The following is a 12,180-nucleotide window of genomic DNA, read 5'->3' on the forward strand; positions in this document are numbered from 1 at the left end:
TTCCGCCGTCAGCCGACCGTAGGCACCGTTCCGCCGTCAGCCGACCGTAGGCACCCTTTTCCCGTCAGTTGCCCGGGACGCGGAGGATCAGGGCGTCGCCCTGGCCGCCGCCGCCGCACAGGGCGGCCGCTCCGGTGCCGCCGCCGCGCCGCTTGAGCTCGAGGGCCAGGTGCAGCACGATACGGGCGCCGGACATCCCGATGGGGTGGCCGAGGGCGATCGCGCCGCCGTTGACGTTCACCTTTTCCGGTGTCACGCCCAGGTCCTTCATCGACTGCACGGCGACCGCGGCGAACGCCTCGTTGATCTCGATGAGGTCGAGGTCGCCGACGGTCAGCCCCTCCTTGCGCAGCGCGTGGTTGATCGCGTTCGACGGCTGCGACTGGAGCGAGTTGTCCGGCCCGGCCACGTTGCCGTGCGCGCCGATCTCGGCGATCCAGGACAGGCCCAGCTCCTCCGCCTTGGCCCGGCTCATCACGACGACCGCGGCGGCCCCGTCGGAGATCTGCGAGGAGGTGCCCGCGGTGATGGTGCCCGCCCCGGTGGCGTCGGCGAAGGCGGGCCGCAGCCGGCTGAGCGACTCCACGGTGGTCTCCGGGCGGATGCCCTCGTCCTGGGCGAAGACCACCGGGTCGCCCTTGCGCTGCGGGATCTCCACCGGGGTGATCTCGGCGTCGAACAGGCCGTTCTTCCGGGCGGCCGCGGCGCGCTGGTGGGACAGCGCGGCGAACTCGTCCTGCGGGGCGCGCTCGATGCCGAGCCGGGTGTTGTGCCGCTCGGTGGACGCGCCCATCGCGATCTCGTCGTAGGCGTCGGTCAGGCCGTCGTGCGCCATCGAGTCGAGCATCTCGATCGCGCCGTACTTGTGGCCCTCGCGGGACTTGGGCAGCAGGTGCGGCGCGTTGGTCATGGACTCCTGGCCGCCGGCCACCACCACCTCGAACTCGCCGGCCCGGATCAGCTGGTCGGCGAGGGCGATCGCGTCGAGGCCGGACAGGCACACCTTGTTCACGGTGAGCGCGGGCACGCTCATCGGGATGCCGGCCTTGACCGCGGCCTGCCGGGCCGGGATCTGGCCGGCGCCGGCCTGGAGCACCTGCCCCATGATCACGTACTCGACCTGGTCGCCGGCGATGCCGGCCCGGTCCAGCGCGGCCTTGATCGCGACGCCGCCGAGGTCGGCGCCGGAGAAGGTGCGCAGGCTGCCGAGCAGCCGCCCCATCGGGGTGCGGGCGCCGGCGACGATCACGGAGGTGCGGGCTTCCTGACTGGTCATGGTGCGGCCCCTTCGGCTGAAGAGAGGTTAACGAGGGTTACCGTCAATGTACTGACCGGTAGTCGCCGGGTCACGAGGCGGAACGTGTGATGGCGCGCACGTTGCGTGACCGCCCGCCGGTACGGTGAACTGTGCGCATGCTGACACGCATCGACCACATCGGGATCGCCTGCTTCGACCTCGACGCGACCGTCGAGTTCTACCGTGCCACGTACGGCTTCGAGGTGGAGCACACCGAGGTCAACGAGGAGCAGGGTGTCCGCGAGGCGATGATCAGGATCAGCGGGACGGACGACGGCGGCGCCTCCTACCTGCAGCTGCTGGAGCCGACCCGGGAGGACTCCGCGGTCGGCAAGTGGCTGGCGAAGAACGGCGAGGGCGTGCACCACATCGCCTTCGGCACCGGGGACGTCGACACCGACTCCGAGGCGGTGCGCGACAAGGGCGTGCGGGTGCTCTACCAGGAGCCGCGGATCGGCACCATGGGGTCGCGGATCACCTTCCTGCACCCCAAGGACTGCCACGGGGTGCTCACCGAGCTGGTCACCTCCGCCCCGCACACCCCCGACGCCGGCGACAAGGCGTAGCGATCCGGCCGAACCGGGCCCCCGGGACCGCCGAACAGGCCCGAGACCACTGACCCAACCCCGGTGCCGCCCGGTAGAGTGACCGAGGGCCGACCGGGGTGGGCGGCCGGGAGCACGCTCCTGGGTACGCTCCCGCTCCGTGACGTTGATCTGACACCATTCTTCGTATAGCTCTGTTCTCTCAAACCGAGCTACGGAGAATCTCACCCGGTTGGCGGGTGAGGACGCCAGGAGACCGATGGGACCGCGGAGTGCGGGGCAACGACAGCTACCGGGCTGACGACCAGCTCTCTCGACTCGAAGCCGAGATGGACCGGCTGCGTACCGAGCGCGGCAAGGCGGTCGATCACGCCGACGACCTCGGCTACCAGGTCGAAGTGCTGCGCGCCAAGCTGCACGAGGCGCGCCGTACTCTCGCCACCCGTCCCGCCTACGACAACATCGGCCACCAGGCCGACCAGCTGCTGCGCAACGCCCAGATCCAGGCCGACCAGCTGCGCGCCGACGCCGAGCGGGAGCTGCGCGAGGCCCGCGCCCAGACCCAGCGGCTGCTCCAGGAGCAGGCCGAGCACCAGGCCAGGTTCGAGTCGGACTGGCACACCGAGGCGATCGCCCGCCGCCGCCAGCTCGACGAGGAGCTCGCCGAGCGGCGCGCCACCGTCGAGACCCACGTCAACGAGAACGTGGCCTGGGCCGAGCAGCTGCGGGCCCGCAGCGAGTCGCAGGCCCGGCGGCTGCTGGACGAGACCCGCGCGGAGTCCGAGGCGGCGCTGGCCGCCGCCCGGGCCGAGGCGACCCGGATCGCCGAGCAGACCAGCCAGCGGCTGACCGCGGAGGCCGAGGCGGCCCGCGCCGAGGCCGAGCAGTTGCTGCGCCGGGCGCGCGCCGACGCCGAGCGGCTGATGGCCACCGCCTCCGCGCAGGCCACCGAGGCCACCACCGAGGCCGAGGCGCTGCGCACCACCACCCGCAGCGAGTCCGACGAGGCCAGGACCCGCGCCACCGAGCTGTCCCGGCTCGCCGACGAGCGGGCCAGGGCCGCCGAGGAGACGCTGCGGCAGGCCACCACCGAGGCCGAGCGGCTGCGCGAGGAGGCCGCGGCCGGCGCTGCCAAGCGGCTGGCGGCCACCGAGACCGAGAACGAGCAGCGCACCAAGACCGCGCGCGCCGAGATCGCCCGCATGGTCGGCGAGGCCACCAAGGAGGCCGAGGCGGCCAAGGCGGAGGCCGAGCAGACCGTCGCCGACGCCCGCGCGGAGGCCGACCGGATCAGGGCCGAGGCGCAGGAGACCGCCCGCGCCAAGGCCACCGAGGACGCCGCCGCCCAGCTCGCCCAAGCGGCCAGGTCGGCCGAGGAGATCCTCACCAAGGCGTCCGAGGACGCCCGCTCCACCACGAAGGCCGCCGCCGAGGAGGCCGAGCGCATCCGCCGCGAGGCCGACGCGGAGGCCGAGCGGCTGCGGGCCGAGGCGGAGGCGTCGGCGCAGGAGCTGCGCGGCGCCGCCCAGGACGACACCGAGGAGTACCGCGCCAGGACCGTCGAGCTCCAGGAGGAGGCCCGGCGGCTGCGCGGCGAGGCCGAGCAGTTGCGCGCCGACGCGGTCGCCGAGGGCGAGCGCATCCGCGGCGAGGCGCGGCGCGAGGCGGTCCAGCAGATCGAGGAGGCCGCGAGCAAGGCCGAGGAGCTGCTCGCCAAGGCGAAGGCCGACGGCGACGAGGTGCGGCAGGGCGCGACCGCCGAGGCCGACCGGATGCGCACGGAGTCCGTGGAGCGGGCCTCGGCGCTGAACACCAAGGCCGAGGAGGCGCTGCGGCAGGCGCGCGCGGAGGCCGACGAGCTGCACGCGGAGGCCGGGCGGCAGGCGGAGGCGGCCAAGGAGGCGGCCGAGCAGACCCTCGCGCAGGCCCGTACCGAGGCCGAGGCGGTCGCCGCGCGGATGCGCGAGGAGGCCGAGGGCGACCTGGCCCGGCTGCGCGAGGAGGCCGAGGCGCGGGTCGTCGGTGCCGAGCAGGCGCTGCGCGAGGCCACCGCCGAGGCGGACCGGGTCCGCGCCGAGGCCGGCGAGGAGGCCGAGCGGCTGCGCGGCGAGACCGCCGAGCGGGTCCGCGTCCTTCAGGAGCAGGCCGAGGCGGAGGCGGTGCGGCTGCGCGACGAGGCGGCCTCGGACGCGGCGCAGACCCGCGCCGAGGGCGAGTCCGTCGCCGTACGGCTGCAGGCCGAGGCGGCCGCCGACGCCGAGCAGCGCAGGACCGAGGCGCAGGAGACCGCGGACCGGCTGCGCGCGGAGGCCGCGGCCGCCGCCGAGCGGATCGGGGTGGAGGCCGCCGAGGCGCTGGGCGCGGCCCAGGAGGAGGCGGCCCGGCGCCGCCGCGAGGCCGAGGAGGTGCTGGGCGCGGCCCGCACCGAGGCCGAGCAGGAGCGCACCCAAGCCCGCCGGGAGAGCGAGGAGTTGCTGGCCGCCGCCCGCAAGCGGGTGGAGGACGCCGGCGTCGAGGCGGACCGGCTGGTCGCCGAAGCGGAGCAGCGGGCGGCGGAGTTGGTGGCCGCCGCCGAGGGGACCGCGCAGCAGGTGCGCGACTCCGTCGCCGGGCTGCGTCAGGAGGCCGAGGAGGAGATCGCCGGGCTGCGGTCGGCCGCGGAGCACGCCGCCCACCGGATGCGCGCCGAGGCGCAGGGCGAGGCGGACCGGCTGCACTCCGACGCCAACTCCGAGCGGGAGCGGGCCGGTGAGGACGCGTCCCGGGTCCGCCGGGAGGCGGCCGAGGAGGCCGAGGCGGCCCGCGCGATGGCCGACCGCACGGTCAGCGAGGCGATCGAGGAGTCCGACCGGCTGCGTTCCGAGGCGCGCGAGGACGCGAACCGGATGCGTACCGACGCGGCGAACCAGGCCGACCAACTCGTGGGCAAGGCACGCGAGGAGGCCGAACGCCTCGGCGCCCAGGCCCGGGACGCGCTCGCGAGCGCCGAGCGGACCGCCGAGGACTCCCGTACGCACGCGCAGCGCATCCTGGACGAGGCGCGCGAGGCGGCGAACAAGCGGCGCAGCGAAGCGGCCGAGCAGGCCGACGAGTTGATCGGCAAGGCGCAGGCGGAGGCGGTCACGACGCAGGCCGCGGCGGAGCAGCACGCCGACGCGATGGTCGGCGCGGCCCGCACCGAGGCGGAGCGGATCGTCAACGAGGCCACCAACGAGGGCAACGGGATGGTGGAGCGCGCCCGCACCGACGCCGATACGCTACTGGCCGAGGCGCGCAACGACGCCACCAACACCCGCAACCGCACAGCGGAGTTGCGCCGCCGGGTGGAGTCCGAGGTGGAGGAGTTGCACGAGCGGGCCCGCAAGGAGGCCGCCGAGGCCATGAAGGTGGTCGGCGAGCGGGTGGACAAGCTGGTGGCCGCCGCGACCGAGCAGTTGGGGGAAGCGGAAGCGAAGGCCGCCGAGATCAAGAGCACCGCCACGTCGGAGGCGAGCAAGGTCCGGATCGCCGCCGTGAAGAAGGTCGAGGGCCTGCTCAAGGAAGCCGAGCAGAAGAAGGCCGAGGCCGAACGCGAGGCGGAGCGGGTCAAGGGCGAGGCGCGCGCCGAAGCCGAGCGCGTCGTGGCGGAGGGCAGAAGAGAGTTGGAGGTCCTGGTGCGCCGCCGAGAGGACATCAACGCGGAGATCTCCCGGGTCCAGGACGTGTTGGAGGCGCTGGAGTCGTTCGAGGCGCCCGGCGGGTCCGGCAAGAGCGCCGTCGCGGCCGGCGCGGGCGCACCCGCCACTCGTACGAGCGGCAAGCGGTCCGACGAGGCTCCACTCGATTGAGCGGACATTCTCCATACCGAATACGCAATGGCTCGGTGACACGCCGCCGCGCCCCCTAGGATTCCCCCTATCACCTCACCGGTCTGAATCATCGACAGGAACCCCATGAGCGACACTTCCTCCCCCTTCGGCTTCGAGCTCGTGCGTCGCGGATACGACCGCGGTCAGGTGGACGACCGCATCACCAAGCTCGTCGCCGACCGTGACAGCGCGTTGACCCGGATCACCGCGCTGGAGAAGCGCATCGAGGAACTGCACCTCGAAACCCAGAACGCCCAGGCCCAGGTCACCGACTCCGAGCCGTCGTACGCCGGTCTCGGCGCCCGTGTCGAGAAGATCCTCCGCCTCGCCGAGGAGGAGGCGAAGGACCTGCGCGAGGAGGCCCGCCGCGCGGCCGAGCAGCACCGCGAGCTGGCCGAGTCGGCCGCCGCCCAGGTCCGCAGCGACGCCGAGTCCTACGCCTCCGACCGCAAGGCGAAGGCCGAGGACGAGGGCGCGCGGATCGTCGACAAGGCGAAGGGCGACGCGACGCAGCTGCGCGCGGACGCGCAGAAGGACGCCTCGGCCAAGCGTGAGGAGGCCGATGCGCTGTTCGAGGAGACTCGCGCCAAGGCCGCCCAGGCCGCCGCGGACTTCGAGACCAACCTGGCCAAGCGCCGCGAGCAGTCCGAGCGGGACCTGGCGTCCCGTCAGGCGAAGGCGGAGAAGCGGCTGGCGGAGATCGAGCACCGCGCCGAGCAGCTCCGCCTGGAGGCGGAGAAGCTGCGCACCGACGCCGAGCGCCGCGCCCGCCAGACGGTGGAGACCGCGCAGCGCCAGTCCGAGGACATCGTCGCGGACGCGAACGCGAAGGCCGACCGGATTCGCAGCGAGTCCGAGCGCGAGCTGGCGGCGCTCACCAACCGCCGCGACAGCATCAACGCGCAGCTGACCAACGTGCGCGAGATGCTGGCGACGCTCACGGGTGCGGCCGTCGCCGCGGCGGGCTCCCCCGCCGACGACGAGCCGGTCTCGCGCGGCGTCCCGGCCCAGCAGTCCCGCTGACCGGCACTTCCGCGCCGGCCGGCGGCTCCGCCCCGCGGTGGTGCCACTGGCCGGCGGCTCCGCTCGCGGGCTGTACCACTGGTCGGCGACCGGTGGAGGCACGTTTTTCCACAACCCCCGCCCCTCCTCGGGCGGGGGTTGCGCCGTCTGAAGTAGCCTCGGGCCCATGATTGAGTTGCAGGGGCTCACCAAGCGGTACGGGGACAAGACCGCAGTCGACCATTTGACCTTCACCGTGCGCCCCGGCGTGGTGACGGGCTTCCTCGGGCCGAACGGCGCGGGCAAGTCCACGACGATGCGCATGCTGCTGGGGCTGGACAACCCGACCAGCGGCAGTGTCCGGATCGACGGCAAGCACTACGCACAGCTCAGCGAACCGCTGAAGTACATCGGCGCGCTGCTGGATGCCAAGGCGATCCACGGCGGCCGCACCGCGTACAACCACCTGCTGTGCATGGCGCAGTCCAACCGCATCCCCAAGCACCGGGTGGACGAGGTGCTGGAGACGGTGGGTCTGAGCGCGGTGGCGAAGAAGCGCTCCAAGGGCTTCTCGCTCGGCATGGGCCAGCGGCTGGGCATCGCCGGGGCGCTGCTCGGCGACCCGGAGATCCTGATGTTCGACGAGCCGGTCAACGGACTGGACCCGGAGGGCATCCACTGGATCAGGAACCTGATGAAGGGCCTGGCCGCCCAGGGCCGCACGGTCTTCGTCTCCAGCCACCTGATGAGCGAGATGGCGCTGACCGCCGACCACCTGATCGTGATCGGCCGCGGCCGGCTGATGGCGGACACCTCGATGTCCGAATTCATCGAGAAGAACTCGCGGTCCTACGTCCGGCTGCGCTCTCCGCAGCAGGAGCGGTTCAAGGACGTGATGGCCAAGGCCGGTTACACCGTGGTGGAAACCGGCGACGGAGCGTTCGAGATCACCGACGGCGACGCTGCCGCGCTCGGCGAACTCGCGGCGCAGCATCAGCTGGTGCTGCACGAACTCAGCCCGCAGCGGGCGTCGTTGGAGGAAGCGTTCATGCAGCTCACCGCGGAGTCGGTGGAGTACCACGCGCATGGCCAGGTCGGCCCGGGGCCGGTCGGCGGGCCCGGGGCTCCGGTGCCGGGCGGTGCTGCCGGGCAGCAGCCCGGGGCGCCCGCGGGGCAGCCTCCGTACGGCTCCTCGCCGTACGGAGCGTCGCCGTACGGTGCCTCGCCGTACGGACCGGGGCAGGGAGTGCCGCAGGGGCAGGGCCAGGGCGCGCCGCAGGGGCAGGGCTGGCAGCAGCCGGGCCAGGGCGGTCAAGCGGCGCCGCCGCCTCCCGCCGCCCCCGAGTGGGGCGCCCAGTGGCGTGACAACGGCAAGAAGAAGGGGCACTGACCATGGCCTCGACCTCCGCCGTCCTCCAGTCCGAGTGGACGAAGATCCGCTCGGTGCGCTCCACCGTGTGGACGCTCGCGCTGGCCTTCCTGGTCACCATCGCGCTGGGCGCGATCATCAGCGCCGTCTTCAACAGCCAGTGGAGCTCGATGTCGCCGTCCGACAAGGCGACCTTCGACCCGACGAACACCAGCTTCTTCGGCATGACCCTCGGCCAGCTCGCGCTGATCGTCTTCGGCGTGCTGGTGATCTCCAGCGAGTACAGCACCGGCATGATCCGCACCTCGCTGGCCGCGGTGCCGCAGCGCGGCCACTTCTACGCCTCGAAGGTCGCGGTCGCCGGGGTGCTCGCCCTGATCGTCGGCATGGTGACCAGCTTCCTGACCTTCTTCGTCGGGCAGGCGCTGCTCGGCTCGCACAGCGCCTCGATCAGCGATCACGGCGTGCTGCGCGCGGTGTTCGGCGCCGGGCTGTACATGACGCTGATCGTGCTGTTCTGCGTGGGCACCGCGGCGATGCTGCGCAGCCCGATGCTGGGGCTGGGCATCCTGATGCCGTTCTTCTTCCTGGTCTCGCCGATCCTCAGCGCGGTGCCGAAGGTCAAGTCGGTGGCCCGCTACTTCCCCGACCAGGCCGGTCAGAAGATCATGCAGGTGGTGCCGGGCTCCGGGGACCACACGTCGTACGGCCCCTGGGGCGGTATCGGCATCATGGCGCTGTGGGTGATCGCGGTGCTCATCGGCGGCTACGTGGTACTCAAGCAGCGCGACGCCTGAGCCCGGGTCCGCCCGCCGGTCCGCGCCTGCGGCAGGCCCGCCCGCACGGGCGCGTCACGCCACTTCGGGAGCACGGAACGCGTCACTCGAACGAGTGAATCCGCCGGCGGGCGCGACCACCGAAAGAACCGATGCCGCGGAGCGTTCGGAACCGCGGTGCACGTCAATACCGCGGGACGCGTCAATACCGCGGGGCGTTACGGGACCGCTGCACCTTGCTGGTGCGGCGGTCCCTCGCGTTCCAGCAGGCGCGGTGCCAGTGCCGGCGGTCGTCCACCCCGCCGTACTCCCGCCAGGCCACCACGTGGCCGACGCCGGGCGGGATCTCCTGGTCGCAGCCCGGGCAGCGGTAGTGCTTCGCGGACGCGCTGCCGGCGATCGGCCGCACCACCCACTCCTCGCCCTGCCACTCCTCGGTCCGGCCGCCGCCGAGGCCCGACTCGCGCTCCTGCGCGGGCGCCGGCTTGTACGGGCGGTTACGTCGCGGCGACACGGACACCTCGCGCTCTGCCCGGCCAGGCCCCGGGCTGCACTGGTTCGACAGCGGACCGGTCCGAGCCGCCGGGGCCGAACCGTCCCTCCAGGTTACGCGTACGCCCCGGGCCCGGCGGCACACCCACACGCGGCCCGCCGCCCTCCTGACGCCCGCCCAGCGCCCTTCGGCAGCGCTTCCGCCGCCCTTCCGCAACCCGCCCGCGTCCCGCCCGCCTCCCGGCTGGCGCCCGGCTGCCGCCCGCTCATCGGCTGCCGAAAATCATGAAAACTCCCGGGCCAGGCCGTGCCTTTGGCACGTGCCAAGCGTTGGACGGGGAAAGAGGGAGTGCGTGATGCGCGTTGGGACGTTCGTTCTCGCAGCCCAGTTCCCCGGCCAGGGCCAGGGCGAGGCGCTGAGCCGGGCGATATCCACGGCCGACGCGGCGGAGGCTGCGGGGCTGGACTCGGTGTGGCTGGCCGAGCATCACTTCGTGCCGTACGGCGTCTGCCCGTCGGCCGTCACCCTTGCCGGGATCATGCTCGGCCGCACCTCGCGGATCGGGGTCGGCACCGCGGTGAGCGTGCTGCCCACCGTCCACCCGGTCGCGCTCGGCGAGCAGGCCGCGCTGCTGCACCTCGCCTCCGGCGGCCGCTTCACCCTCGGCGTGGGGCGCGGCGGGCCATGGGTGGACCTGGAGGTCTTCGGCACCGGACTCGACGCCTTCGAGCGCGGCTTCCCCGAATCGCTCGATCTGCTGATGCGCTGGCTGAGCGAGCCCGCCGTGGCGGCGACCGGCCCGCGGTACGCCTTCCGCGAGGTGGCGGTGGTGCCGCGGCCGGACGAACTCGACGGGCGGCCGGGCCCCCCGGTGGTGGTGGCGTGCACCTCGCCCGGGACCGTACGGGAGGCCGCCCGGCGCTGCCTGCCGATGCTGCTGGGCATGCACTGCGGCGACGACGACAAGGCGGCGATGGTCGCGATGTGGCGGCAGGCGGCGCTCGCCGCCGGGCACCCGCCGGACGTGGTCGCGGCGGCCGGCCATGTCTCCGCGGGAGTGGTGCAGGTCGCCGACACCCGCGCGGACGCCGTGGAGGTGCTGGCGAAGGCGATGCCCGGCTGGCTCCAGCAGGGCCTGGCCGCGCACCGCACCTACGACGGAAGCCCGCGCGCGATGCGCGACCCGCACGGCTACACCGAACTGCTCTGCGCCCTGCACCCGGTGGGGTCGCCGCGGCTGTGCGCCGACCGGCTGGCCGCCACCGCCGAACGCACCGGCATCACCCGCTTCGCCCTGCTCGCCGAGGGCTCCGGCGACCTCGACGCGACCATGGAGAACGTCGCCCGGCTCGGCGGCGACGTGCTCCCGGAACTGGCCTGATCCGGTGCGGAGCGCCCGGCACGGCGGCACGCCTGGTTGTGTGCGGCACCGTTGATCGTTTACGGCCGCCGGTCCCGCCGCGGCGGGTGGGCGCGCCGACCGGCCCCGCGGACGGGCCGATCGGCGCGGCCGGCTCAGCAGTCCCGCAACTCCGGTGACTGGTTGAGCACTTGGGACCGCAACGAGGTGAACTCGTCAAAGCTGCGCTCCACCGCCGGGTCCCAGGGGAACACCGCCACCCGGTGGCAGTTCTGGAAGGCCAGCCGCACCCCGAAGTGCCGTTGCAGCGCGCCGCGTATCGCGTCGCTGGCCAGTGCGCGCAGCAGTTGGCCGCGTTCCTTCTCGCTCGGCGGCGGCACCTGGTTGTCGGCGAACTCCCCTCCGTCGACCTTCAGTTGCGCCACCAGCGAGCTGATCATCTCCCACGCGTAAGGGAGGGACGTCCGGACGCAGTCGACGAACTCCTGCTCGTCGACCTCGCCTCGCTCGGCCTGTTCGAGAAGGGCCGGTGAGACGTCGAGCGACATGGGTACTCCTCTCGTGACCACGCGTCCTGAGCGGACGGGGGTCTGCGGGCACCGCGCACGGCCGGAAGCGCCGTGCGGGAGGACGTGTTGCCCGGAGGCCGCCCCAAAGTGCGGATCGTCGGCCCCGGTACGTCAACCGTAGGCGTCACCTGCGCGGCCGCACCAGGCGGCGACACCCACAACCGGCCAATTTTCCGGGCGGGGGCGGGGTCGGATAGCGTTGCACACCATGCGCCTCGTGATCGCCCGCTGCTCCGTGGACTACGCCGGTCGGCTCTCCGCTCATCTCCCTTCCGCCACAAGGCTGTTGCTGATCAAAGCCGACGGCAGCCTGTCCGTGCACGCGGACGACCGCGCCTACAAGCCGCTGAACTGGATGTCCCCGCCGTGCTCGCTCAAGGAGGGCGACGACGGTGTGTGGACGGTCACCAACAAGGCGGGCGAACAGCTGATCATCTCGATCGAGGAGATCCTGCACGACTCGTCGCACGAACTCGGGGTCGATCCCGGTCTCATCAAGGACGGCGTCGAAGCGCACTTGCAGGAGCTGCTCGCGGATCGGATGGAGGTGCTCGGCGCCGGCTGGACCCTGATCCGGCGCGAGTACCCCACGCCGATCGGCCCGGTGGACATCCTCTGCCGCGACGGTGGCGGCGCCACGGTGGCGATCGAGATCAAGCGGCGCGGTGAGATCGACGGGGTGGAGCAGCTCACCCGCTACCTCGAACTCCTCAACCGCGACACCCGGATCGCGCCCGTGAAGGGCGTGTTCGCGGCGCAGGAGATCAAGCCGCAGGCACGCGTGCTCGCGACTGATCGCGGGATCGACTGCGTGGTGCTGGACTACGACGCGTTGCGCGGCATCCAGGACGACAAGCTCCGCCTCTTCTAGGGCCCCTGACCCGCCCGGGTGGGCGGTTCTGTCGGTTCAGGGACCACCTG

At 73.0% G+C, this 12,180-nt stretch carries 10 protein-coding genes; 7 read left to right on the forward strand and 3 right to left on the reverse strand.

The window, feature by feature from the left end; genetic code table 11:
- Window positions 1-64: 64 nt before the first annotated feature.
- A complete protein-coding gene (locus OG896_RS10775) occupies window positions 65-1,249 on the reverse strand; it encodes an acetyl-CoA C-acetyltransferase (protein ID WP_329373888.1) in 1,185 nt (394 codons plus the stop codon).
- A 164-nt stretch (window positions 1,250-1,413) separates the two neighbouring features.
- Here OG896_RS10775 and mce point away from each other — a divergent pair, with 164 nt between their 5' ends.
- From mce to OG896_RS10800, 5 genes are all read left to right on the forward strand, one after another.
- Entirely contained in the window at window positions 1,414-1,863 is a 450-nt protein-coding gene (mce, locus tag OG896_RS10780) for a methylmalonyl-CoA epimerase (protein ID WP_329364499.1), read from the forward strand.
- Between the two features lie 251 nt (window positions 1,864-2,114).
- On the forward strand, window positions 2,115-5,669 hold the full coding sequence (scy, locus tag OG896_RS10785; protein WP_329364501.1) for a polarized growth protein Scy: 3,555 nt from the start codon (window positions 2,115-2,117) through the stop codon (window positions 5,667-5,669).
- Window positions 5,670-5,774: 105 nt separating this feature from the next.
- The gene (locus OG896_RS10790; RefSeq protein ID WP_329364503.1) at window positions 5,775-6,713 is read left to right on the forward strand and encodes a cellulose-binding protein; all 939 of its coding nucleotides are present in this window, start codon (window positions 5,775-5,777) and stop codon (window positions 6,711-6,713) included.
- A gap of 166 nt (window positions 6,714-6,879) precedes the next feature.
- Window positions 6,880-8,082, forward strand: a complete 1,203-nt coding sequence (locus OG896_RS10795; RefSeq protein ID WP_443056996.1) for an ABC transporter ATP-binding protein — start codon at window positions 6,880-6,882, stop codon at window positions 8,080-8,082.
- A gap of 2 nt (window positions 8,083-8,084) precedes the next feature.
- Window positions 8,085-8,858 carry an ABC transporter permease gene (locus OG896_RS10800; RefSeq protein ID WP_329364505.1) on the forward strand — a complete coding sequence of 258 codons (774 nt, stop codon included), beginning with the start codon at window positions 8,085-8,087 and terminating at the stop codon, window positions 8,856-8,858.
- A 181-nt stretch (window positions 8,859-9,039) separates the two neighbouring features.
- Here the strand turns inward: OG896_RS10800 and OG896_RS10805 are convergent, their stop codons facing one another.
- Entirely contained in the window at window positions 9,040-9,351 is a 312-nt protein-coding gene (locus OG896_RS10805; RefSeq protein WP_329364507.1) for an ATP/GTP-binding protein, read from the reverse strand.
- A gap of 334 nt (window positions 9,352-9,685) precedes the next feature.
- Between OG896_RS10805 and OG896_RS10810 the strand changes: the two genes are divergently transcribed.
- A complete protein-coding gene (locus OG896_RS10810; protein ID WP_329364508.1) occupies window positions 9,686-10,711 on the forward strand; it encodes an LLM class flavin-dependent oxidoreductase in 1,026 nt (341 codons plus the stop codon).
- 134 nt (window positions 10,712-10,845) lie between these two features.
- Here OG896_RS10810 and OG896_RS10815 read toward each other — a convergent pair whose 3' ends face one another.
- The gene (locus tag OG896_RS10815) at window positions 10,846-11,238 is read right to left on the reverse strand and encodes an SCO5389 family protein (RefSeq protein ID WP_328469644.1); all 393 of its coding nucleotides are present in this window, start codon (window positions 11,236-11,238) and stop codon (window positions 10,846-10,848) included.
- Between the two features lie 229 nt (window positions 11,239-11,467).
- On the opposite strand from OG896_RS10815, the gene nucS reads away from it, so the two are divergent.
- Window positions 11,468-12,130 (forward strand): endonuclease NucS, encoded by a 663-nt coding sequence (gene nucS / locus OG896_RS10820; RefSeq protein WP_328469642.1) that lies wholly within the window; start codon window positions 11,468-11,470, stop codon window positions 12,128-12,130.
- Window positions 12,131-12,180 lie beyond the last annotated feature (50 nt).

It is taken from the genome of Streptomyces sp. NBC_00669 (genome assembly GCF_036226785.1).
Lineage (GTDB): Bacteria > Actinomycetota > Actinomycetes > Streptomycetales > Streptomycetaceae > Actinacidiphila.

Coding starts and splice junctions, on each gene's coding strand:
- OG896_RS10790 (WP_329364503.1), top strand. CDS start 5,775: ATGAGCGACACTTCCTCCCCCTTCGGCTTCGAGCTCGTGCGTCGCGGA.
- OG896_RS10800 (WP_329364505.1), top strand. CDS start 8,085: ATGGCCTCGACCTCCGCCGTCCTCCAGTCCGAGTGGACGAAGATCCGC.
- nucS (WP_328469642.1), top strand. CDS start 11,468: ATGCGCCTCGTGATCGCCCGCTGCTCCGTGGACTACGCCGGTCGGCTC.
- OG896_RS10810 (WP_329364508.1), top strand. CDS start 9,686: ATGCGCGTTGGGACGTTCGTTCTCGCAGCCCAGTTCCCCGGCCAGGGC.
- OG896_RS10815 (WP_328469644.1), bottom strand. CDS start 11,238: ATGTCGCTCGACGTCTCACCGGCCCTTCTCGAACAGGCCGAGCGAGGC.
- mce (WP_329364499.1), top strand. CDS start 1,414: ATGCTGACACGCATCGACCACATCGGGATCGCCTGCTTCGACCTCGAC.
- OG896_RS10795 (WP_443056996.1), top strand. CDS start 6,880: ATGATTGAGTTGCAGGGGCTCACCAAGCGGTACGGGGACAAGACCGCA.